At 55.8% G+C, this 22,615-nt stretch carries 18 protein-coding genes and 1 pseudogene; 5 read left to right on the forward strand and 14 right to left on the reverse strand.

Annotation, left to right across the window (positions count from 1 at the left end; genetic code table 11):
* Positions 1-14: 14 nt before the first annotated feature.
* Positions 15-317 carry a hypothetical protein gene (locus JN524_RS01220; protein ID WP_237402905.1) on the reverse strand — a complete coding sequence of 101 codons (303 nt, stop codon included), beginning with the start codon at positions 315-317 and terminating at the stop codon, positions 15-17.
* A gap of 503 nt (positions 318-820) precedes the next feature.
* Here JN524_RS01220 and JN524_RS01225 point away from each other — a divergent pair.
* Positions 821-1,297 (forward strand): XRE family transcriptional regulator, encoded by a 477-nt coding sequence (locus JN524_RS01225; protein WP_237402906.1) that lies wholly within the window; start codon positions 821-823, stop codon positions 1,295-1,297.
* Between the two features lie 147 nt (positions 1,298-1,444).
* Here the strand turns inward: JN524_RS01225 and JN524_RS01230 are convergent, their stop codons facing one another.
* Together JN524_RS01230 and JN524_RS01235 are read right to left on the reverse strand one after the other, a co-directional pair.
* Complete coding sequence (locus JN524_RS01230; RefSeq protein ID WP_202368185.1) at positions 1,445-1,963, reverse strand: hypothetical protein; 519 nt, start codon at positions 1,961-1,963, stop codon at positions 1,445-1,447.
* A gap of 333 nt (positions 1,964-2,296) precedes the next feature.
* Positions 2,297-3,334, reverse strand: coding sequence for a DNA-binding protein (locus JN524_RS01235; RefSeq protein ID WP_202368186.1), 1,038 nt, complete (start codon positions 3,332-3,334; stop codon positions 2,297-2,299).
* A gap of 179 nt (positions 3,335-3,513) precedes the next feature.
* Here JN524_RS01235 and JN524_RS01240 point away from each other — a divergent pair, with 179 nt between their 5' ends.
* Entirely contained in the window at positions 3,514-4,491 is a 978-nt protein-coding gene (locus JN524_RS01240) for a site-specific integrase (protein ID WP_202368187.1), read from the forward strand.
* Positions 4,492-4,625: 134 nt separating this feature from the next.
* On the opposite strand, the gene JN524_RS27415 is transcribed toward JN524_RS01240, so the two are convergent.
* The 7 genes and pseudogenes from JN524_RS27415 to JN524_RS01270 form a co-directional block, all read right to left on the reverse strand.
* Entirely contained in the window at positions 4,626-4,991 is a 366-nt protein-coding gene (locus JN524_RS27415; RefSeq protein WP_442964266.1) for a DNA binding protein, read from the reverse strand.
* Between the two features lie 160 nt (positions 4,992-5,151).
* Complete coding sequence (locus JN524_RS01245; RefSeq protein WP_109631315.1) at positions 5,152-5,538, reverse strand: hypothetical protein; 387 nt, start codon at positions 5,536-5,538, stop codon at positions 5,152-5,154.
* Between the two features lie 230 nt (positions 5,539-5,768).
* On the reverse strand, positions 5,769-7,430 hold the full coding sequence (locus JN524_RS01250; protein WP_202368188.1) for a TniQ family protein: 1,662 nt from the start codon (positions 7,428-7,430) through the stop codon (positions 5,769-5,771).
* A 384-nt stretch (positions 7,431-7,814) separates the two neighbouring features.
* Entirely contained in the window at positions 7,815-8,837 is a 1,023-nt protein-coding gene (locus JN524_RS01255; protein WP_109631309.1) for a TniB family NTP-binding protein, read from the reverse strand.
* Complete coding sequence (locus JN524_RS01260) at positions 8,838-10,649, reverse strand: integrase catalytic domain-containing protein (protein WP_202368189.1); 1,812 nt, start codon at positions 10,647-10,649, stop codon at positions 8,838-8,840. It lies immediately after the preceding gene.
* Positions 10,650-11,031: 382 nt separating this feature from the next.
* Positions 11,032-13,803, reverse strand: a pseudogene (locus JN524_RS01265) (efflux RND transporter permease subunit); the annotation flags it as partial.
* The gene (locus JN524_RS01270; protein ID WP_202368190.1) at positions 13,800-14,909 is read right to left on the reverse strand and encodes an efflux RND transporter periplasmic adaptor subunit; all 1,110 of its coding nucleotides are present in this window, start codon (positions 14,907-14,909) and stop codon (positions 13,800-13,802) included. The gene JN524_RS01270 and the pseudogene JN524_RS01265, both read right to left, overlap by 4 nt.
* A gap of 170 nt (positions 14,910-15,079) precedes the next feature.
* On the opposite strand from JN524_RS01270, the gene JN524_RS01275 reads away from it, so the two are divergent.
* A complete protein-coding gene (locus JN524_RS01275) occupies positions 15,080-16,540 on the forward strand; it encodes an efflux transporter outer membrane subunit (protein WP_202368191.1) in 1,461 nt (486 codons plus the stop codon).
* A gap of 240 nt (positions 16,541-16,780) precedes the next feature.
* On the opposite strand, the gene JN524_RS01280 is transcribed toward JN524_RS01275, so the two are convergent.
* The 4 genes from JN524_RS01280 to JN524_RS01295 form a co-directional block, all read right to left on the reverse strand.
* On the reverse strand, positions 16,781-18,052 hold the full coding sequence (locus tag JN524_RS01280) for an OmpP1/FadL family transporter (protein ID WP_202368192.1): 1,272 nt from the start codon (positions 18,050-18,052) through the stop codon (positions 16,781-16,783).
* A gap of 197 nt (positions 18,053-18,249) precedes the next feature.
* Complete coding sequence (locus JN524_RS01285; RefSeq protein WP_097089798.1) at positions 18,250-18,876, reverse strand: TetR/AcrR family transcriptional regulator; 627 nt, start codon at positions 18,874-18,876, stop codon at positions 18,250-18,252.
* A gap of 92 nt (positions 18,877-18,968) precedes the next feature.
* On the reverse strand, positions 18,969-19,628 hold the full coding sequence (locus tag JN524_RS01290) for a carbonic anhydrase (protein WP_027611791.1): 660 nt from the start codon (positions 19,626-19,628) through the stop codon (positions 18,969-18,971).
* A 67-nt stretch (positions 19,629-19,695) separates the two neighbouring features.
* A complete protein-coding gene (locus JN524_RS01295; protein WP_202368193.1) occupies positions 19,696-20,280 on the reverse strand; it encodes a TetR/AcrR family transcriptional regulator in 585 nt (194 codons plus the stop codon).
* A 196-nt stretch (positions 20,281-20,476) separates the two neighbouring features.
* Between JN524_RS01295 and JN524_RS01300 the strand changes: the two genes are divergently transcribed.
* Together JN524_RS01300 and JN524_RS01305 are read left to right on the forward strand one after the other, a co-directional pair.
* A complete protein-coding gene (locus tag JN524_RS01300; protein WP_202368194.1) occupies positions 20,477-21,154 on the forward strand; it encodes a type 1 glutamine amidotransferase domain-containing protein in 678 nt (225 codons plus the stop codon).
* 95 nt (positions 21,155-21,249) lie between these two features.
* Positions 21,250-22,374: an alkene reductase gene (locus JN524_RS01305; protein WP_202368195.1), complete on the forward strand. Its 1,125-nt coding sequence runs from the start codon at positions 21,250-21,252 to the stop codon at positions 22,372-22,374.
* The last annotated feature ends 241 nt before the right edge of the window (positions 22,375-22,615 follow it).

Below are 22,615 nucleotides of genomic sequence, written 5' to 3' on the forward strand. Positions count from 1 at the left end.
CAATTGCGGATCGCTCAGTGATAAATTCGATTCATGTAGAGATTGCTTCCGCCCGGCGCCCAACTGACCACCAGGTATCGACTGCCTGCCACGGTTTGAAATAATGAATAACCATTGACGAAGAGAACGCTCGTAATTCGCGACGTTCGTATGCTCGCTCCCTCACGAAAGCGCCCCGTGGTATCGCCATAGACCGTCCCCATCAGTATTGGAGGGCTATCAACGGCTGCGCATAAGAATGCCGTGATGGGCATACCGAAATCCTCTCCCATAGCCTCGGCGACCGCTTTCGGAATGGCATATTTTTGCTCAGTCATCCCACGCCGCGCCTTTTAGTTGCGTCGGCATAACCGGGCCTTGGAGGACAGTCTTTTCTTCATTCACTCTTCGGTCTCTCTGATCAATTAAATCAAGCATCGACCAGCCCACTCTCAGCACGGGCATGAACGCAAGTAGATTTCACCAAACTCGCCGCTGAACGAAGCCACTCTCGGTCAGCGTCCATCCACAGCGACGCCAGGTATCTCGAAGGCCGAAAATTCGTTGTGCAGATCTGAATAAATTTGGAACCTCATGGTGAGCAGGCAACTTCGATTAGGCGATATATTGGTAGCTGTCTTACCGCACACACTCGACGGGCTTACCAGTAGAGACGCAGGGTAAGAATCAGCGCGGGTTGGGTGCGGTTGAATCAGACTTCAACCCAGCGAATGACAATCCATCGTCAAGTCGTGGACAAGTTGAAATCCCAGTACGGGGACTATATTCCATGGATTGGGATTGATCAATATGGCTTTATCCTCAGCTTTGGGGATTCGTAATGCCGTTGAGAGATCCGTTGGCAGCAGTCATCCGCCTCGTTCGGTCGGCCCGTGGCCTGGCGAAAGAGGATTTCCATGGCCAATTGGATGCCAAGCATGTCTATAACTTGGAACACGCCAAGGCCAGTGTGACTCTCGACACGCTGGAAATTCTCGCTGAAAACCTGGATGTCGAGCCGTTGGCGCTACTCACTGTGGCGGCCAGTTTTGAACGGCAGCAGGCACCCGAAGACTTTCTCAAGCACCTCAACAAAGAGATCAAGAAACTCAAGGATCTGGGGGTTTTGGAAGGATTGCCGACGCAGTTTGAAGGCGGTGTCTTGAAACCTCGGCTGCCAGGCCAACGCACTCCGCCCGAGAAGGTCGACGCCGTGCTTCGCTGCCGCGCTCACGGGCTCACTCAGAAGCAGGCTTCGGACATTCTGGGCATTCCGACATCAACGGTCGGAAGAATCTGGAAGCGCGTTGAGGAGTGACCGATCGCAATCTGGAACACCTTGCCGCATACGATCAAAGGCATCACGCCTGCTTAGCTTTTTCTCGCTATCTGCAGTGAGGGTCTGCGTCGGCCTGGAGTGTTGTGATTGCTTACTTACCGGCGCAGCCGCCCCACTGAGAATGGTTTATGCGTTGCTGGTTAGCAACGCGCGTGCTTTTTTCTGGCGAGTAACAAACGGAAAGGTGACCAACAGAAATAGCAACATGCCGAAGACATCAGCCACAAAGTTCTCATAGGCCAAGGTAAATGGGATTCCATTGGTCGCGGGGTCGACAAACACTTCGTTACCAATCGAACCCAAGAGAACGTAGGCAACGCCGGCGAGAGGAATCCAGCAGATCCCTTCGCTAACATCGCGCACAATCGATCGCCACATCACACGCACAAATGCCAAAGGCCAGGTGTACCAGGGAATGTTCAGGATTTGCTTGATGACCGGGATCACGGGCGTTTTCTGTACCTTGCTGAATTCGAATGAGAGATAGCTCATCACGAAAGGAAAGGTAAAGCCGTACAACGCATGGCAGAAGTTGTAATTTCGCCCAATCAGATCGAACACCCGACTTTGCACGACGAGAAACGCCATGCTGATGACGAGCCCGATGAGGGCGGGAATTAGGATGTAACCTTTTTTCAACTGCATAAAAGCTCCTTGTAAGGGATGAAAGCAATCCGCCATCTAGGCTACCTTCCCTCTAAAAAGGCACAAGTCAAAACGGGCCCTAGAAATTCTCAGCGCTTTATTGCCTTCTACGCTTTTTGCCTTCTACGCCTGAAGATTCTCCCTCCTGCCCACTTCAGATGTCGCCGCAGTCGCACGAGACGCGACTCGCCCAATGCGCTTAAGTGGCCCCAAAAAATCGTCAGAAAAAACTATCTGATTCAGGCGCTCGTGCGCGTATTTCTGGTCAAGAGTGCTTGCAACAGTACCGCTACACGCTGCGTCAAATTTGATCAATCTAACTCTCCCTTGGTCTTATTTTCTGGCGTTTTTGCTTTGGTTTTCGATTTGGTTTTTGCTCTGGTTTTCGTCGCCAGGGTGATCCATGGTTTGCCGTAACTGAGTGAGCTCCGCAAAATATTGCTCCGACAGTCTTTGGGCTTCGGTCAATTGTGCACTTGCCCGCGACAAGCCCTCCTCTAGCCGTCTAGATTCAGCGCGGGACAGACCAAGCTGCTCCTGAAGTGCTTCTTTCGCACCGTCAGCCTTGGCAACTGCTGTCATCATGGCGGCAACCTCACCGGTCAGTCGAAGCGCCGCGTCTTCATGCGTCGTCGCTGCTTTGGCCTGCTGCCGCGCCTCACTCAGCAAGCGCTCGTTATCTCTGTTGAGTCGAGTCAGTTCGTCCTGCTTGACCATCAATGTCTGCTGGAGTTGGCGCGACTCGACCTGAACTTGCTGCACCTGTCCTTCGTGCCGTTGCTGCTCCTGGTCTCGCTGCTCCTTGACTGCATTACGGTAATGCTCAAGCGCATCTCTAGAGTGCAGGTGCTTTTCTTCCAGCGAACGAACCTGCTCGTCTTTCTCATGTACCCGTACTTCTAGGTCAGCACAGCGTTGGCTCAGGCGAGCGTTGCGAGTGAGCTCGGACTGCAAACTGCTTTGGCACGTACTCAGCTCTCCGGCCTGGATGTCGAGCGCTGCCTGTAGGTTATCGTGCTGGCGTTGCAATTCCGCCAGAGCGGCTTGCGTTTGCGCAAGTTGCTCATTGACGGACGCTCGGTACTCATCAAGCTCAGCTCGGGCTTCGGCCACTTCTTCGGCGCCCTCTTCAAGCAGTCGATCCAACACCTGACCAACCAGACCGTTGAGTTCATCACTCAAGCGTTCCCGGCGCCCCACCGGGAGTGGATCTCCTTTTCCGAGTTCGCTTAGATATCGGGCAATGGTCGTCATAGAGCCAGTATTTCCAAGCTCAACCCGCACAGCGTTGATGCTGGGATTTACACCTCGAGCGATCAGCGCATCCCGTGCTATTTGGACGATTGCCCTGTTAATACCGCCCCGTGCCATGTCATCTCCTACGATTTCGTAGTGTAAATGTAATGTGTATTTACATATTACACTGAGACAAATAATCAATCACAAAAATCGAGTTTCTATGATCAAATAATCGTGCGTTATCGCATCATAAGTCTGTTTTTAGCTTTTTCCGTCGCCGGAAATGGCACGTTTCGCGTAGAAGGGTCGAGATGAACAAGGTTGATCGTTACCTGCAGGCCGGTACCCGGGAAAACACCCGGCGCAGCTACCGTGCAGCGATAGAACACTTCGAAGTGACCTGGGGTGGGTTTCTACCGGCGACTGGCGATGGCATCGTGCGTTACCTCGCCGAGTACGCGGACAAGCACACCATCAACACGCTCAAGCAACGCCTGGCCGCGCTGGCGCAATGGCACGTCACGCAGGGTTTCCCGGATCCCACAAAAACGCCGACGGTTAGGCAAATGATCAAGGGCATCCGGACGTTGCATCCGACCCAAGAAAAACAGGCAGCCCCTCTCCTTCTACTTCACCTGGAACAAGCAGTAAGCTGGCTCGAGCGAGAGGCAGCTCTCGCGGCGGAGCGCGGTGAATTGGGAAGAATGATCAGGCATCGGCGAGACATCGCGCTTGTGTTGATCGGGTTCTGGCGCGGGTTCCGGGGTGACGAGCTGGCACGTCTTCAGGTCGAACACACCCAAGCCGAATCAGGGAAAGGAATCACTTTCTATCTCCCGCACACGAAAGGCGATCGACAACATCTGGGTACTTCGTTCCACACCCCGGCCCTTAGGAAGCTTTGCCCTGTGCAGGCGTACATCAACTGGGTCACCGTCGCCGGCATTGCGCGCGGGCCAGTATTTAGGAAAGTGGATCGCTGGGGTAATTTGTCTAAGGACGGCATCAACTCCGGCAGCCTGATACCCCTTCTTCGTCGAATCTTCGAGCAGACTGGCGTATCGGCTGACCTCTATAGCAGTCATTCCATGCGACGCGGATTCGCGACCTGGGCTTCAGCGAACGGCTGGGATTTAAAAGCACTGATGAAGTACGTCGGATGGAAGGATATGAAGTCAGCTATGCGCTACATCGACAGCTCAGATTCCTTTGGAGAATTAGCGATGGCTTCTGCACTCACCGCTTCTGTCTCACTCCCTGAGCAAAAAACATCATCGCCTCAACCATGATGTGGACGTTCAAATTGGCGAACAGTGGCTGCAAGCTTCTTTCACTTTGGACTCGTTAGGCGATATTGCCGACTGGGCTCTCTGATATTGAGTCTATGACACGTAACTCCGTCTCGAGCAGAGATTTAGCATGCTTAGACATTCAGTCTCCACTGCTCAACGGCTTCAACCCCATACGTTTGTTGCCACAGCTTTAGTACCTTATTCTTACTACTTCGTAGCGAGATAGTTTCTCCAGTGTGAGGATTCCGATAGCTCTTCTCTTTGCGAGTCACCCCTTTTACGGGGCCGGTGCTTTGTGAATCCGAACGAACCGGGACGCCATTTTTTCTATGACCCCTGGATAAGCGATATGGAAAAGATGGCTGAGGTGAAGAATCTCCATTTAGAATCTTGCGAATGTCATCCAATGAATAATCGTAGGCCTCCAGCAGATGACAGACTTCACTGAGGAACAAATATTTGTAACCCGCCTGGAGGGCAAGCGCAGACCCATCCATGGCCCTCTTAAGCCCTTCAAGATACTCTTTAGTCTTGGGTCGCAAAATCACAGATGCCACTTTACTCTCCTCTCAGTCCTAACCAACACATTGACCCGTTACTCACATACATTGTCCGCTTGAGCTATCATTGAATTTCGTAGCCAGTTATGAAAAGTGCCTAAGCGCTCTCCTCCACCTCACGGCTGTGCTTAGCCAACCCAGTATCCAAGACTTTACGTAGCGCAGTCTGTCCTATCTCGCCCGTGCAGGCGAACTCAAACAGGTCTTCCAACGAATTAGAGAGCGATTCTGAAACTTGTCTCTGACGAACATCCCATTGCTCATCAGAAATTTGAGCACTATCACTTAATATTATTGCGCGAGCTTCTTCAGCAGTAAAACCGTATCGATCAGCAATAGCATAAAATTTCTCAAAGAAATCTCTTGATCTCGTAGACTCCATGCGCTCCCGTAGAGTGTCAAGCTCCTCGCTCTGCTGAGCAAGCCTCTGTTTGGCCTGGGCCAGCTCTCGCTCTAAATCCTTACGAGTCAATAGCTTAGTCATGGCAATCAAACCTCGTACCGTAGCCTACGAAGTCAGTATAGCTGACCTTTTTTGTCAATAAAGGTCTTAATCCGCACATTATCCGGTTCAGGCTCGTCATCACAAATAGCTAAAAATCTGTTAATAAGTGGGTCGCTATTGCTCCATTTCTTAACTTTTCAGTGCATGAACAGAACACTCTTAAATACGACACGATAGCCGAAGTGCATTTGATTGATATTATCCTCAGATCATTTGCGTTTCGACTCATGTTTAAAAATCCAATCGAGCTGCAATAGATCCTCGAAGGATAAGTCCCGTTTCGCCGTACGTGTTATAGCTGCCCAATGTTCGGGCGTGAATATTGTGACCGCAGCGTGAGAAACTTCGGAACGGCAGGTCGGAAAAGCTGCGCGGGTGACTCCCAACACGCTTTGAAGAAAGGCTGCTTCCGGTCGTTTAATCACGTCATAAGCGATGCCGATCAGGAGATAGGCTGTCAGGGTTTGCCGGGGGCTTGCGGTCAGATAGTGTCCATGAAGATCACCTGAATTCCGATTGCTCGTATAGAAGACATGAGCTAGGTCTCGTGAGTCGAAATACGCTCTAGCGAATCCGCCCGGCGATCCTTTGTGAATCGGCTCGTGTAAAAGGACGTTTAGTAAAAACCGAGCTCCGATGGAGGAAAGATGAGGACAGCTGCCAGTGAGAACCTCGTTTAGTATCCAGCTTTGAACCCGCAAGATCAGTAGTCCTACCTTTCGTTCCCGCATCTGCAGTTTCTCATTAGAGAGCGTGCCGCTTACCAACCTTCTTTTAAGCCGGAAAAGTGGCGACTGGACGTATTCAGTGAACGCCTCCCACGCCCTAAAGAAAGGATCAGGATTGGGATGTTGCAGAACAGAGAGCGTTACGGGCATCTCGTGCTTATCACACACGCAATACCCGTACTGCCTCCACGCTTTGCGCCATGATGGAAGTCGCCCACACGCCACATCATCAGCCAGGCATTGCGGGCAATACGCTAAAAGGTAGTGACTCGGAAACACCCGGGTATCTTGCAGTTCGAATGTACCGGCGAGCGTTGGGATACCGAGCGCTTTCGACAATACTTTACCGCCCTTACCGGCCGCTATCAGGTCTGAAATGCGATCTACGTCCCTCCCCCTGTACAACCTCGCTGCTTGCCGGCAATCGTCCAGTTCTCTACCGGTTATCCACCAAACGCCCTTATTGAACGCGTTCCGCATGAGCCAGGAGGAGAACGTCTCATCATCGGCGGGCCGACAGAAGCCGCCGAACCACGTTTTGTTCTGGGGCGTGTCGGAGCGTCTCGTTTTAGAGCAGGGAGCTACCAAGCACCGAATATGACTCATGGTCATACCGATCAAGCCATCTGAAAGCTGGTACAGCTCTAACGGCAGGTACCCAGGGAGCTCGGAAATTCCGGTCAACCTTTCAACGGCATCGGTGACATAACCGATGTAATTGGCACCGAATGGCATTCTCTGCACGTGTATCCTCGAGTACGTGATCCCTTCAACCTGAAGGCCCTCAGCCAATGCGTCGCAACATCGCGTAGTGGCGCTCAAGAAAACAAATTTTGAAATCCCGGAGTGGATAAACCCGGCGATTTGGGTCACCACCGGCGAAGCATTGCTGTACGGACGCCTCATATACGATTGCACGTCATTCACGATGGTTACCTGAATATCGCGCAACTTAAACGTAGCGTTGTAGATGGACTCAATCTGGGCCTTCTGACCCGCCATCATTTGAGGTGGCAACCCCAGAGCTTCCACAAGCCCGTCAACCAACGTCGGGTTCGGGTGAACAGGTATTTCCGGCAACTCCAACGCGTTGATGCCTTGCCGGCAGAGCCTCCTGCATAATTGATGAGTTAGCGCGCTCATACCGCAGCCAGCATCGCCAGAAAGCAAGATTACCTGGGTGTCAGCATTGGACTTGGGAGCTTCGTTTCTGGGTTGGTGTGGTAGTGACTGCTGCGCTGTTGCATGCTGCTCTACGCTGTGACTGTTTGTCGCCTGACGGGTTGCTGTTAGCGCGAGGGAGCTTCGGACTATCTTCAGGCATCGCTGAAGCACCGATTCGTTATCTGAGGAGCTGATCCACCGCGGAAATCGCCCCATCCTGCCTCCAGCCACGCGTGTCGACACGAAATACAGGTCGGCCTTGGCCGACCTGTGTAGTGGTAGGGAAACGATCTACAGCGCCTCAGAGAGCCCTATTCGTAATGCTGTTCGGGCACAACAAGCTATCTTGAGGGCGCCGACGTTTTAGGAGCCCGTGAATGCAAAAATTTCTGGGGTTGCCGGGATACTGGGGGCCTTCGGAGTGCGCTTGCGCTTCCCGGACTTTGCGCGACGCTGCTCCAGGACGACTTGAGTACTCTGCGCTGACCCAGCTTCAGTATCCGACTCCAGCACGATGTCCTCCACGCTTAACATACCGAAGTACTCAAAGTGCATGGTTTTAAACAACTCCAGCGTGATGCACTCCTGCCCGCTGCGGATGGCCTCAATGCCACAAGCACGGAGCAAATCCGTGATGGCCCTGGTGTTACCCCGCAACTTAACGACTGCAGCCATGAAGTCCATACCGTCAACGATGGACTCCTTTTTGAGCGGAAGATGGCTGACGTAACCCGTGAGAAAGTTTGCCAGCAACTCGCTATCTGCTTTCCATTCCTCAATCGTCACCCGACGGATCGTGTAGCGGCTTGTGAGCTGCGGATCGGGTTCGAGCACCTTGTAGAGCTCTTTGATGCCAATGATGATCACCGTGAGCCCGTAGTCGGCGTTGGAAAATGACCTTAAGGCGGTGAGATTTGCCTGGCCACGCCTAGCACTGACTGCACGCCCCAGATCGTGAGTATCATCCAGCACCAAGCAACGAATGTTCTTCTCCCTAATCAAGCGCCACGCCTCATGGACGTTATCGTAGGCGGTGTAAGGATTATGGGGTGTTTTGACCACCCCCAACGCACGGTGCAAAATAGCCCGCAGATCCATGTCCTCCGCGTAGTTGGCCAGGTCGATGTACAGAATTTTGCCATGCGGCGAGTCCTCGAAAACCTCTGCGATCTTTTTGCCTATGGTCGTCTTGCCAGCGCCGGGTGGGCCCACGATGATGAGACCAATGTTGCTGTCCGATCGCTCGGCAGCGACAAGGTCAGAAACTATGTCGTAGGTCTTCATGAATTCAGGCATGGCCATGAAAATCTTCCGGCGACACGCCTGGATTCGCTCCTCGTCAGATTTGTCCATATACGTGCGTGCGGCTTCACTGAGATGGTTCATCTAGCTCTCCCCGAGCATCGCGGATGCCCGTTGTGTGAAATCACGCTTGATGTAGGTGGTTGGCAACTTCGGCTTGCGCTCACTCCGGGAGTGATACTGCTTGTCGACGAGGCCGGCCTCCCGGGCACGCCGGAACTTCGCTTCGTTCTGCGCATGCCCTTCGTTCAGAAGTTGCGTGGCTTTGATGCCTTCGAGACTTAGATAGCCTGGCTGATCAAGCAGTTTTTTCCGGAGCAAGTACTCCGTCATCGTGCGAGGGAGATCTTCGTCGATTGCATCAAGTTCGATCCATCTATCCTCGGCCGACAAATAAGCCCAGATCGTGTGAATATTGAGCGCATCGGGTTTGACAAGAAGTTTCCGGCGAGTGTGATCCTTGGCCTCCCCGATATCGTATTGGATGCTGCGATATTCTGCGTAAGTGTTTGTGCACGTGATTGAGAATTCTGGCAGTATTTCAAGCGCAAAGCGTTTAGGGTTGAGAATGGCTTCCGGCAGCAGCATTTGACCATCCGCACCAGTATAATATTCTTTCCAGCGTCGGGCTGGAGATTTGCCAGAGTAGTCCGCAGTTTCGTTGTATTGGCAAATCGCCTTAGTCAACTCGATCAAAAACTCCCTATATGCCATTACAGAGTCTTTAGCTGGGTCAAAGTCGCTTGTCCGCTTAGGACGTGAACAGGTTGTTCCGCGCTGCAAATGTATAAATTTTGTATTTAAAGATCCAAAAGTCCTTTCGACCTTACCTCCTGCTTGTTTCGATTGACGGAATTTTACTTTAATGTTCCATTTATCGCAGGCACGACGAAATGCTTTGGCATGAAACTCCTTGGCATTGTCCGTAAATACGACTTCTGGTTTGCCATAGTACGGATAAAGCAGCCCGCCTAGGCCAAGTTCTTCCATGAATGCTACTTTGGGCATGAGAGCATGCAGCATCAAATTCGAGACTGTCCGAGAACTTGGCGGATCGAAGGAAAGATGAAATCCTACAATAACGCCCGTGTGGCGACAAATAGCTAATGAAAGATACGGCCTCCCGATGGGCTCGCCGTCGACTTCGGAGCGCAGGAAGATGTCGGCCAGAGTATGATCAAGCTGCACCTCTTGCAGGGCGCGGGTAAGTCTCCTCGACTTCCGGAGGACATATGTATCGTCTGCGGTGCGTTCACCCTCCCTACGAGCAACTCTATCCTCAGGGTCGATGCGCATTATCCGCTTGCGCATGGCCGACAGGGATGGGCAGGGAATACCGCGTTCAGAGCATTCTGTTTGAAGCTTTGAGTGGAGGTAACAGAGTGTCCAGTTTTCGCCGGCATATGTATTGTAACAGTACATAATAGCGTCTTCTTGATCTTCGGTCAGCAGGGTGCTGCCCTTCTTCCGCCCCTTAGAGTTCACGATCATCGACGCGACACCAACGCTCTCATCAAACTGGTCAAGCAAATTATAAAAAGTACTCCGGCTAATATTCAACTCAGAGTAGACCTGCTCTTTAGTTTTGAAATGCCCATCTTTGAATTTTTTGAATGCATTAAACCGATCCTGCGCAAGCGCGTATTGCTCTTGTGTAATCGGATCCTCCGATACGTCGTTATCTAAATCTTCGGCACGCCCTTTGACACCCTCTTGCATTTTGATAATGTCGCTGGGCGTCACGGGGATCAGATTGTTGACATCAACAACCTTTATTGCATCAGTGAGCACTGAGCGAATTTTTACGAGATGGCGATCGCGATCTACTACCTCCAGGGCTTTGTAGAGCTCGTTATCGGGGCCTTTTTCAGTAACCAGGTTGCCTACTTCGATCATTTGAAAGCGCTCCCTCGTGGCTTATGGGGCGTCCAATGATTAGCCTGGGGTTGGTCGATAACGCGCTCAGCTGTGCCGGAAATCAGATATTCCCGTATGGAATGGCCTGTGTTGGCCAGCGAATCGAGGGTTGAAAACGCGCCAGATTTCATGACCGTTCCCACGACTACATGGAAATCGAAGGTATAGCCCTTTTTCAGAGAAAATCAAAACCTTCAAAATAAATTTCTTTTAGATATTTGTTTTAATTGGATAATTTTCTTATGTTGGAAATTTTTTGATGTTGGATTTTGTAGTGAAAATTCCAACATAAGAAAATTTAATTAACCGAAAGCTTCGGACATTCAGGGAGTTAGGGGGTGTCCGTTAATTTGGAAATCCTGACAAGGGCGATCAACCCGACCAAGGCGTTGATACCGAACGGCTGCTGGAAGAGCAGCAGTGTCGGCACCACACCAATCAGCCCGAGCGGCGAGGTGAGGAACACCATGATCATTGCCGATACCGAACGCACCTGCAGAATGATGATCAGCAGTGTGACGGCGATCATGATCGGCAGCAGTGGCAAGATCGCTTGCCCGGCCTTGCCCGACTCTTCGATCGCCCCCGATTGCTCGATGCGATAGCCTTCCGGCAGCGTGTCGATGACCGGCTGCAGCGCCTTCGTGATCACGCCTGAAACGTCCGGAGGCTGCAAGCCTTCGGCAATGTCGCCGCGTACAGTAATGGTCGGCGTGCGGTCACGACGCCGAAGGACGGGATCCTCCATGCGCACATCCACTGTCCCCACTTGCGACAGCGGAATCCGCTGGCCCGCCGTGCCCACCAGCGTGAAACCTTGTATTTTTGCAGGGTCGAGCCGGATATCCCCCGCCGCTCGCCCGATCACTTGTACCGAACGGATGTCCTCACGAACGGCCGTGATCGGTACCCCGGCAAGCAGAAACTGCAACTGCTGCGCGACCGCACTGGAGGTCAGCCCCACCGCCTGCAAGCGGTCCTGATCCAGGGTGAAATGCAGCGCGGGTGTCAGCGGTCCCCAGTCAGTATTGACGGTTCGCATCAAGGGGCTCGCCTGCATCACCGTCTGCACCTGAGCGGCAATCTCACGCAATGTCGAGGGATCGGGCCCCATCACCCGGTAAGCGACAGGAAACGGTGAATACGGACCAAACACCAACTGCGTCACCCTGACCCGCGCTTCTGGAGCCAGCCCTTCGGCGACGGCCTCGCGCAGACGGAGCTTGAGGACTTCCCGTGCCTCCTGACTCTGCGTCAACACCACAATCTTCGCGAATGACGGATCAGGCAGTTCCGGCGCCATGGCCAGGTAGAAACGCGGCGCACCCTGTCCGATATAGGCCGTGACGATTTTTGCTTCCTGCTGCTTTTGCAGCCAGGCCTCGACTTTGGCGGTGGTGATACTCGTCTGCTCGATGGAGGTTCCATAGGGCATTTGCACTTCGATCAACACTTCGGGACGGTCCGAGGTGGGGAAGAACTGCTTCTTGACCAGGCTCATGCCGACAACGGCCAGGACAAACGTTGCGATAACGGTACCGGCGACCAGCCATTTGCGGGCGATGACGCGCGTCAAGATCCGGCGGAAGCGGTTGTAGTTGGGCGTGTTGTAAATGGCCGCGTGACCACCTTCGACCTGTTTGATGTCCGGCAACAGCTTCACGCCCAGATAGGGGGTAAAGGCCACCGCAACCACCCATGAGGCAATCAGGGCAATGCCTACGATCCAGAACATGTTGCTGGTGTACTCGCCAGCGGTCGATTGCGCGAAGCCGTTAGGCAGAAAGCCGATAGCGGTCACCAGCGTGCCGGAAAGCATCGGTGCGGCAGTGTGACTCCAGGCATACGCGGACGCTTTGATGCGGTCGTAGCCCTCCTCCATTTTCACCACCATCATCTCGATCGCAATGATGGCGTCGTCCACCAGCAGTCCAAGCGCCAGGATCAGCGACCCCAAGGTGATCCGGTCAAAGTTCTTGCCCGTTGCCGCCATCACCACAAACACCACGGCGAGCGTCAGTGGCACCGCTGCGGCTACGACAATACCGACGTGCCAGCCCATGCTGAGAAAGCACACCAGCATCACCACCAGCAAGGCGACGAAGAACTTGATCATGAACTCGTCGACGGCTGAACTGATATTCACCGACTGATCGGTGACCTTGCTGAGTGTCATGCCCAGTGGCATGCCTTCGTTGATCCGGGTGGTCTCCACGTCCAGTGCCTTGCCCAGGTCCAGGCCGTTCCAGCCCTCGCGCATCACCACACCCAATAACAGCGCTTCCTCACCATTGTTACGCACAAGGAAGGTGGCCGGATCTTCGTAACCCCGCTCGACCGTCGCAACGTCCGAGAGCTTCAAGGTACGTCCCTGAATCGCCAGCGGTGTGTCACGAATCTTCTGCAACTTGTCGAAGGCGCCATCGAGACGCAGGAAGACTTCTGGCCCCTTGGTTTCAATCGAGCCGGCCGGCGTCAGCACGTTCTGATTGTTCAGCGCGGCAAAAATATCCTGCGGGGTCACCCCCAGTGTGGCCAGCCGATCATGGGAGAAAGAGACAAAGATGCGCTCGCTCTGCTCACCAATGATGTTGACCTTTTTCACGCCTGGCACATGCAACAGGCGCTGGCGCAGCGATTCGGCATCACGTACCAGCAGGCGCTGCGGCTCGCCTTTGGCTTTCAAGGCAAACAACGCAAAGGTCACATCTGCAAACTCATCGTTGACCATCGGGCCAATCACGCCGGCCGGTAGCCTGATCGACTCATCGTCGAGTTTTTTGCGCGCCTGGTAGAACTCCTCCTGCACTTGGGAGGGCGGTGTACGATCAAGCAGTGTCACCACGGTGAAGGCCAGACCCGGACGAGTGTAGGTTTCCGTGCGGTCGTACCATTTCAACTCTTGCAGGCGTTTTTCCAGCGGCTCGGCGACCTGGTCCTGCATTTCCTGCGCGGTCGCGCCCGGCCACGCCGTGATGACCGTCAGCTGCTTGACCGTAAACGGCGGGTCTTCCGCGCGCCCGAGCTGGAAAAACGCGAGGATCCCGGCAACACCGATCAGGAAGATCAGGAACACCGTGATCGAACGCTCGCGAACGGCAAGCGCCGAAAGATTGAAACGCCCCTGGCTCATGGACGGCTCCCGGCAACCTGGACGTCAGCCTGTTGAGCCAGTCTCACCTCCTCCCCCTCGCGCAGAAGATGTGCGCCTAAAGCGACAACTTGCTCACCGACCTTGAGTTCACCGTCGACACGCGCAATGTCATCGCTCACGCCCAATATCTGCACAGGCCGCCAGTTCACCTTGGCCGGGTTGCCAGCAATCACCCAGAGGCCGAGGCCTTTGCCTGGGTCATAAACCGCCGCCAGCGGCACCTGCAACACCTGTGCATTTGCGCGGCTGCCAGCGATCTGCAGCGTAACGGTCGAACCGAGCGGCGCATTGGCCAGCGCGCCCTCCAGCACATACCGCGCCTCAAAGGTGCGCGTCATGCGATCGGCCGAATCAGACAGCAGCCGCAGCCTGGCTGTCACGGCACCCGAGGTGTTGCCATAAAGTGTGGCCTGCGCGGTCGAACCTGCCGCCGGACGTAGCGTCTCGGGCAGGTGCACGATGGCTTCGCGCTGCCCTGCCCGCGCCAGTCGAACCACGGCTTGCCCGGGGCTCACCACTTGTCCTGGCTCGGCCAGCGTCTCCACCACCACGCCATCGGAATCAGCAAGCAACAGCGCATAACCGGACGCATTGCGAGCGACGTCAGCCTGCGCTTGCGCAGCGCTCAACTGAGCTTTGGCGGTATCTGCGGCGGCTTTGATCTGATCGTAGGCCGAGGCCGAGATGGCGCCGGCGGCGACCAGGTCGCGATACCGGGCCTCGTCATCCGCGGTCTGTATGGCTCGCGCCCGAGCGGCCATGACCGACTCTTGCTGCGCCCGCGCCTGCAGCCCGAGATCAATCGGGTCGAGACGCATCAGTGGTTGACCTCGTTTGACCGTCTGGCCTGTGTCAACCAGGCGCTCGAGTATTTTGCCCGAGACCCGAAAGCCAAGGTCAGCCTCGACGCGGGCGATCACGACACCCGTGAAAGCACGTGAAGCCTCGGACGCCGCCGAAACCGCAGCGGACCTCACCAACGGGGCATGCGTGCGAGGATCGTCAACGACGGATGAGTCGCCACACGCCGTCAGGACGAGCGGCAACAGACAAACGGCAATCGGTACAGCTAGAGGCCGGCGCATAGGTTCCGTTACTCAAGAATAGGACATGCCGGCATTTTCATTAAGGTGACCAATAATGTCAACGGTCACACATTTTCAGTGGATGGCGCATACGGATAAGATATCGTTGACCTTAAAGCCGTGACCGTAATTTAATATGGTCACTTATCATCTTCGTCGCAGGTACCTTAATGCCTCCTGTTCGCCCTATCACGCTTTTGGTGGCCGCCAGTTTGATGGCAGGCTGCGCGGTCGGTCCCGACTATCAACGGCCTGCCCTCGCGCTTCCCGATCGTTACCTGAGTCAGCCAGCAGCCGAACAGACGCCGGCAACGGCGCCGGCCCGGCTGGTCAACTGGTGGGAGAGTTTTAACGATCCCGTGTTGACCGATTTCGTCACCCAGGCGCTGGAACAGAACCTCGATCTGGCACAAGCAGCGGCTCGGGTCACACAGGCACGGGCAGGATTGGGGGCCGCAAATGCCGCTCTGTTGCCCTCGGGGAGCATTGATGGCCAAGCCGCACGCGCCTATCAATCCGTCGAGACGCCGCTCGGCCAGGTGCTGAACTCAACGCCTGGCTATGATCGCTACGGAAGTTCCTACGAGCTCAACCTCAATGCCGGCTGGGAGATTGATGTCTTTGGCGGGTTGAGACGCGAGCGCGAAGCCGCACTCGCCGAATACCAGGCCTCCGAGGCGGGCGCGACCGCCACACGCCTGGCCATTGCAGCGCAGACGGCCGATATCTACATCACCCTCCGTGGGTTGCAGGCGCGACTGGAGATTGCCAACCGCCAAGTCGAAACCCAGCAGGGACTGCTGGAGAAAGTCCGCCTGCTCTACGGCAAGGGCCTCGCTGCCCGCTATCAGGTTCAACAGACTGAGGGCGCGCTGGCGCAAGTTCAGGCGAGCGTGCCAGTGCTGCAGACCGGCCTGGATGCCGCCATGAATGCGCTCGACGTGATGCTCGGCACCCCGCCGGGGACTCACCGCACGCAACTGGCCGGTACGGCGAGCATTCCTGTTGTGCCGCCGATAAACGCCTCGGGAACGCCGGCCGATCTGCTGCGTCGCCGGCCGGATCTGATCGTCGCCGAGCGCCGCCTGGCAGCCTCCAATGCACGCATCGGCGTGGCGATTGCCGAGTACTACCCGAAACTTTCGCTCAGCGCATTGCTCGGTAGCGCCACGGCTGTTTCCGGCGGCAATCTGTTCACCGGTGGCTCCAGTCAGTCGGCGGCGGTCCTTGGGTTGCGCTGGAGACTTTTTGACGTAGGCCGGATAAACGCGCAGATCGATCAGGCCAAAGGACAGGAAGCCGAAGCGCTGGCCGCTTATCGTCAGTCGGTGTTACGCGCCACTGAGGATGTCGAGAATGCCTTCTCCGCCCTGGTGAACCGCAACCTTCAGGCCACCACGCTCGCGGGAGGCGAGGCTTCTCTGACCCAGGCTCGCCAAGCGTCTTTTATTGCCTATGGAAAAGGCACCGCGAGCCTGATTGATGTGCTCCACGCCGACGAAACGCTGCTCCAGGCTTCAGATGCCCGTGCGCAAGCGCGGACAGAATCGGCGCGGGCTGCGGTCGCGGCATTCAAAGCGCTCGGCGGCGGCTGGCAAGTTCCCGAAACCCGGCCTGTTGCGTCGCGATGAAGCTCGCCAGCTTTGCAAAGAATTTGGCTCGACAGTACGCAGCAAAAGGTCGATCGCGGTTTTGACGTGGGCCACGCCACGGCATTTCCATCAGAGCCTGATGGCCAAAGTCATGGGGGTTTGACCTACAAAAAAGGGCCAACCTCTCTGCGAGAATCGGCCCGATCAACATGCCCTTGCGCGTGTGGGGTCGGGAGGCAGCACGCACTCCCGGCCCCACATTGTGAGTACAGCCCTCAGCTAAAAACGGTAGCTGACAGACGTACCGAGCCCGCTCGCACTGTTCTTGTACCTGGCACTGTAGGCACCTCTGGATGACGAGGTGTCGTTGATCTTCACGCTCTCCTCCCAGAGATAGGAGTAAGCGAAGTCGATGGTGACATTTTCCACCGGCGTCCAGCCCGCACCGAAGCTGATAACCTTTCGATCGCCCGTAGGAATACGGGGGCCGCGATTGGTATTGTTGGCGGGTGATTGATCTACCGAAAACCCGCTTCGCAACACCCACTGGCCATTCAATTGATAGGCAGCACCGATGGCGTGTGCCCACGTGTCATGCCAGTTCTGCTCTTCGCTGATCGTCCCCAATTGACCGCTCAGCAACGGCGGCAGGCCGCTGTTTTCGATCGTCAGCTCCTTGAAGCGACTCCAGCGCGTCCAGGTGCTACCGACATAGAGCGTCCAGTCGTTATTGAATTGATGCGTGGCCGAAAAATCTACCGACTCCGGCGTATCCACATCCAGCGATGCGTCATAACTGCGGCCGCTGACGCCCAGCACGCTGAAGATGCCATCGGTGACCTTGGTTTTCGCATCCAGGTGGTAACTGACTTTGGAGTGATAAGTCAGCCCCAGGCGGGTCTGATCTGTCGCCTGCACCAGCACACCGGCGTTGAAGCCCAGCGCGGTGTCATCACCCGTGCTTTTGAGCTTGCCGTCATTGCGCCCAGGAGTTAATGGATTGGGCACCATGCCCGATATCTCTCCACCGATACGGTTGATGGTCGGACCGAAACCGATCGAGACTTTTTCGTTAAAGGCGTAGCTGATGGTCGGTTGGAAAGTCAGCGTGGTGACTTCGCTCTTGTTGGCGTAATAGCGTCCGGCAAACCCACTGCCGTAGTCGGTGATCAACCCGAAAGGTACATAAAACCCGACGCCGAATGCCCAGTGCTCATCGATGGGTTTGACGTAATAGCCCATCGGTATGGTGGTCGTGGGCACCATGTCGCCATCCTCCTTGCCCCCGAACGTACTGCGAGTCCGGCTGATATCGGACTTGGCGAACAATGTCGCCGCCCCCACGCTGACCTGCTCTTGCTTAAGTCGCGCCATGCCCGCCGGGTTGCCGTAGATCGTACTGGCGTCTTCGGCCGATGAAGATCGCCCGGCAAACCCGGACCCCATCCCGCTGATGCTTTGTTCGTTGAGTGCAAAGCCACCGGCCAGCACATTGGAAGACGCAAGCACGACGGCCAGGCCCACGGGGCTCTTGAGCATTGTTTTTTTCATTATCGGGACTCTATGGAGATCACTGGAATAGAACATCGAACTACAGCGAAGCCATATTATCCATGTGACCAATTCAGTCAATGGTCACGAAGAGCGAAATGTTGCGCCCTCCCGGCACTCATCGGCCGGGAACGGGAAACGTCATGTGGGAGATGTGGTTTTGACTCGAATCGACTGACAGATTTGCCCAGCGACAGTCAGGGCATGAGGCTGCGCAGGATGAGGTTGGAGGTCAGCGTGGGCGCTTGCTCGATGAAATCCAGATTGTGCTGCAACAGCAAGGGGTTGACGAAAGGTCGCAGCGCCAGATCGATCGCCTCGACAGTCTCGTCCAGTGGAGTCTTGCGCTCGAACTCCCCCGCTTCTCGTCCTTGCCGCACGATGTCGACAATAAAGTCTTTGATCTGTGCTTCATACACCTGGGCACTGTGCCAACGCTCCGAAGCGGAAAACGCCGCGATGTCATAAAGCTTGCGGTCGTTGAAGAACAGGTTCACACCCGTGGCAATGACGGTTTTTACCAATCTGCGCAAACGCTCGGTCGCCGAAAGAGATTCTTCGTTAACGGCCTGTTCGACGGCTGCAACGATTTGCCCCAGACAATTGGCGCAAATGGCCTCGCCAATCGCCTGTTTCGAGTCAAAAAATTTATAGATGTACGCCTTGGAAAAACCAATGGCCTTGGCCAGGTCGGAAACCGTGGTTTTCGCGTAGCCATACTGGCTGAAGTGTTCATTGGCAGCGGCGACAATCTGGTCACGAATGTCGTGCTCGGCCGGGCCACGAGTGTTTGGCGAGGAGGCAGATATTGATAGCTGATTCATGACAGCAGCTTACTCATCCTATGGCGGGCTGACAACTTGTGACCATACAGGAATAAGGTCACAAGTCTGGCGATTTCAGATGAGGCCAGCCGTTACATCTGCTTGCCGTTACGCGCAGTGATCGCCACGGTAGTCGGCGAATCAGCCAGGGGAACAAAGCGTCGGGTTGAACCATCCAGCGCATCGATGCACCCCGCCTCGATGTCGTAGACCCATCCGTGCAGATTCATGCGCCCTTGCTCGAGCGCGAGGGCCACGGAGGGATGCGTGCGCAGGTTCGCCAATTGCGCGATCACATTTTCCCGGACCAGACCATCGAGCTTCGCGCGCGGTGTGTCGAATTCATGCGCCGCGTTGATCGCTTTCGCAGCGTCCGCGTGACGCAGCCAATTGGCGACCGCAGGAAGATGATCCAGACAGGTGCAGCGCGATATCGCGCCCATCGCTCCGCAGTCCGAGTGCCCGCAGATCACGATGTCCTGTACGCCGAGCACGGCGACTGCATATTCGACGGTAGCCGACACGCCACCTGGTTCGGGACCGTACGACGGTACAATGTTACCGGCGTTGCGGATCACGAATAGTTCACCGGGTTCGCGCTGTGTAAGAAGCTCAGGCACTACACGACTGTCCGAGCAAGTAACGAATAACGCCTTCGGATTTTGTGAGGTCGCGAGTTGCTTGAACAGCTCGACACGTTGCGGATATACCTCACGTTGAAAGCGCAGAAAGCCGTCGATAATGTCACGCATGAAGTTCTCCAAATCCTGATGCCGGATGCTTGCAAAAGTACTCGATATGAAAGGGTCGTGGGTGTTTTCAGCGCTGCAACAGCCGCTTCGTGATCACCATCGACGTCTGCAACGACTGCCCCGTGCGCTGCAGTTTGTTCAATAAACTCGCCCCCAACCACAGTTGATAGAGCGTTTCTGCCAGTTGCCGAGCGTCGGTCTGCGGCAAACTTTTATCCAACTGCCCTTCTTCCAGGCACGTCGTGATGCGCGCAACGATGCGCTCGGCGCCGTCGCGCAAGGTCAGGCGCATCGACTCGGACAGGTCGGCGACTTCCGCGCTCAACTTGACCACCAGGCATTCATCACCATGGCCTTCCAGGGTGCAGCGGTTCTGCCAGCCCTGCCAGTAATCCATCAGCCGCTCATAGGCACTGAGCCCAGGCAGAGTCAGGCGTCGCTCCATATCTGCCAGGTAGCCGACAAAGTAATCCTCCAGCAGCGCCTGGCCGTAGAGTTCCTTGGATTTGAAGTAGTGATAGAACGAGCCCTTGGGCACACCGGCGGTCTGCAGGATCTCGCTCAGGCCAACGCTGGTGAAGCCCTTTTCGGCCATCATGCGGTGGCCGGTGTCGAGCAGGTGTTGGCGGGTATCGTCGTAGGTCGGTTTCATGGGGCGCAAAATACCAAACATTAGACCAGTCGTATATTTCTGATGAGCAGGAGTTTGCCACAGTGATGGCGCGGAAACACGGGCGTAAAAAATTACTAGACGACCGGTCTAATATGAATCTATTCTGTGCCCGTCACTCCTTCCGAGGTGTCGCAGACGAACCCGTCGAGGACACCAGACCAATACAGGGCGCTCTATGAAAATCTTGATGGTTCTGACTTCCCACGATCAGCTCGGCAACACCGGCAAGAAAACCGGCTTCTGGCTCGAAGAGTTCGCGGCCCCCTATTACGCCTTCAAGGATGCCGGCGCGCAGATCACTCTGGTATCGCCAGCCGGCGGCCAGCCACCGCTCGATCCGAAAAGCGATGAGCCCGATGCGCAAACCGCTGAAACCGACCGCTTCCGCCAAGACCCCGCTGCTCAGCAGGCGCTGGCTAATACCGGGCGCCTGGCGGATGTCAGCGCTGACGATTTCGATGCCGTGTTTTATCCCGGTGGCCATGGCCCACTGTGGGATCTGGCCGATGACAAACACTCGATTGCGCTGATCGAAGCGTTCGACCGCAGCAACAAACCTCACGGTTTCGTCTGCCATGCGCCGGGCGTTCTGCGTCGCGTGGTGGCTGCCGATGGCAAGCCGTTGATTCAAGGCCGGGACGTCACCGGTTTCACCAACGCTGAAGAAGCCGCTGTAGGCCTGACCGATGTCGTGCCGTTCCTGATCGAAGACGAATTCCAGCGTCTCGGCGGCCGCTACTCCAAGGTCGCTGACTGGCAGGTTCACGTGGTGACCGATGGCCAACTGGTGACGGGTCAAAACCCTGCCAGCTCGGCAGCCGTCGCCGAAAAACTGCTGAAGCTGTTGGCCTGAACCCTCCAGCGTCCAGACACCGTGCGCATCCCGCACGGTGTTTTTTTTACCGCATTACTAGTCGACTGGTCTAATAAGGCCAAAACAGGAATCACATGAAAAACAGCCCTTACTTCACCCCCGTCACACTGGGCCTGCACACCCTGAAGAACCGCATCGTCCTGCCGCCCCTCACCCGCCAGCGCAGCACACAACCGGGCAATGTCGCCAACACATTGATGGCCGAGTATTACCAGCAACGCGCCGGCGCCGGTCTGCTGGTCACCGAAGGCACGCAGATCGAGCCCCGCGGTCAGGGCTACGCCTGGACTCCCGGCATTCACACCCTTGAGCAAATTGCCGGATGGCGCACAGTCACCGAAGCGGTGCATGCACAGGGCGGCGTGATTTTCGCCCAGCTTTGGCACGTCGGCCGTGTGTCCCACACCGCGCTGCAACCCGGTGGCGCGGCCCCGGTTTCAGCGTCTGCCATCGCCACCGAACGGGTCAGCGTGTTCATCGAAACTGCGCCGGGCACCGGCGAACTGGTTACGCCATCCGCGCCGCGAGCACTGAGCACCGATGAAGTCCAGGAACTGGTTCAGCTCTATATACAGGCGGCGCGCAATGCGATGGACGCCGGCTTCGACGGGATCGAACTGCACTGCGCCAATGGCTATCTGGTGAACCAGTTCATTTCTGCCCACAGCAATGTGCGCACCGATCAATACGGTGGCTCGCTGCACAATCGCCTGCGCTTTCTGCGCGAAGTGGTGTCGGGTGTCGCCGAGTGCATCGGTAAAGAGAAAGTCGGCGTGCGTTTCGCGCCGCTGTTCACCACCACCGATGAAGCGCGCACCTATCTGGGCATGGTCGAAGAGGACCCGCATACCACTTACATCGAAGCGATCAAAGTGCTTGAGGATGTGGGCATTGCCTACCTGTCCATCGCTGAAGCGGACTGGGACGACGCGCCCGCGATGCCGCAAACCTTCCGCCGTGCAGTGCGCGATACCTTCAGTGGCGCGATCATCTACGCCGGGCGTTACAACGCTGACTCCGGTGCGCAGTTGCTTGAATCGGGACTGGCTGATCTGGTGGCTTTCGGCCGTCCGTTCATGGCCAACCCGGACCTGCCGGCGCGCATCGCCAATGACTGGCCGCTCAATCCACTGAATCCTGCGACAGTCTACGGCGGCAATGCCGAAGGCTATGTGGATTACCCAACCTACAGCGAATAATTCCGCGAATTCGCACAGCGCTCCCACTCACCGGGAGCGCTTCCTCTTCTCCCCCGCTACATCTGCAACCTCGCGCGCTGCGCTGCGACGTTTTCGCATCTGCACAAAAAAGATTGCCGATTGATTGTCAGGTTTATTTTTTCAGCCTATCTTGAATAAAACCTATACAAAGCACTTCTTTACGTACAACTCTTTCGCTACGGATTGGCCCCCACGCACAGCACTGCCGCGAGCACCCTGA

This window comes from Pseudomonas sp. MWU318, from assembly GCF_016756945.1.
GTDB lineage: Bacteria > Pseudomonadota > Gammaproteobacteria > Pseudomonadales > Pseudomonadaceae > Aquipseudomonas > Aquipseudomonas putida_A.

What these genes read in the sequence shown, in the direction of transcription:
- JN524_RS01290 (WP_027611791.1), bottom strand. Translation starts at nt 19,628, where the DNA reads ATGCGTGACATTATCGACGGCTTTCTGCGCTTTCAACGTGAGGTATAT.
- JN524_RS01245 (WP_109631315.1), bottom strand. Translation starts at nt 5,538, where the DNA reads ATGACTAAGCTATTGACTCGTAAGGATTTAGAGCGAGAGCTGGCCCAG.
- JN524_RS01240 (WP_202368187.1), top strand. Translation starts at nt 3,514, where the DNA reads ATGAACAAGGTTGATCGTTACCTGCAGGCCGGTACCCGGGAAAACACC.
- JN524_RS01305 (WP_202368195.1), top strand. Translation starts at nt 21,250, where the DNA reads ATGAAAAACAGCCCTTACTTCACCCCCGTCACACTGGGCCTGCACACC.
- JN524_RS01280 (WP_202368192.1), bottom strand. Translation starts at nt 18,052, where the DNA reads ATGAAAAAAACAATGCTCAAGAGCCCCGTGGGCCTGGCCGTCGTGCTT.
- JN524_RS01295 (WP_202368193.1), bottom strand. Translation starts at nt 20,280, where the DNA reads ATGAAACCGACCTACGACGATACCCGCCAACACCTGCTCGACACCGGC.
- JN524_RS01225 (WP_237402906.1), top strand. Translation starts at nt 821, where the DNA reads ATGCCGTTGAGAGATCCGTTGGCAGCAGTCATCCGCCTCGTTCGGTCG.
- JN524_RS01250 (WP_202368188.1), bottom strand. Translation starts at nt 7,430, where the DNA reads ATGAGCGCGCTAACTCATCAATTATGCAGGAGGCTCTGCCGGCAAGGC.
- JN524_RS01235 (WP_202368186.1), bottom strand. Translation starts at nt 3,334, where the DNA reads ATGGCACGGGGCGGTATTAACAGGGCAATCGTCCAAATAGCACGGGAT.
- JN524_RS27415 (WP_442964266.1), bottom strand. Translation starts at nt 4,991, where the DNA reads ATGGATGGGTCTGCGCTTGCCCTCCAGGCGGGTTACAAATATTTGTTC.
- JN524_RS01270 (WP_202368190.1), bottom strand. Translation starts at nt 14,909, where the DNA reads ATGCGCCGGCCTCTAGCTGTACCGATTGCCGTTTGTCTGTTGCCGCTC.
- JN524_RS01260 (WP_202368189.1), bottom strand. Translation starts at nt 10,649, where the DNA reads ATGATCGAAGTAGGCAACCTGGTTACTGAAAAAGGCCCCGATAACGAG.
- JN524_RS01255 (WP_109631309.1), bottom strand. Translation starts at nt 8,837, where the DNA reads ATGAACCATCTCAGTGAAGCCGCACGCACGTATATGGACAAATCTGAC.
- JN524_RS01285 (WP_097089798.1), bottom strand. Translation starts at nt 18,876, where the DNA reads ATGAATCAGCTATCAATATCTGCCTCCTCGCCAAACACTCGTGGCCCG.
- JN524_RS01220 (WP_237402905.1), bottom strand. Translation starts at nt 317, where the DNA reads ATGACTGAGCAAAAATATGCCATTCCGAAAGCGGTCGCCGAGGCTATG.
- JN524_RS01230 (WP_202368185.1), bottom strand. Translation starts at nt 1,963, where the DNA reads ATGCAGTTGAAAAAAGGTTACATCCTAATTCCCGCCCTCATCGGGCTC.
- JN524_RS01300 (WP_202368194.1), top strand. Translation starts at nt 20,477, where the DNA reads ATGAAAATCTTGATGGTTCTGACTTCCCACGATCAGCTCGGCAACACC.
- JN524_RS01275 (WP_202368191.1), top strand. Translation starts at nt 15,080, where the DNA reads ATGCCTCCTGTTCGCCCTATCACGCTTTTGGTGGCCGCCAGTTTGATG.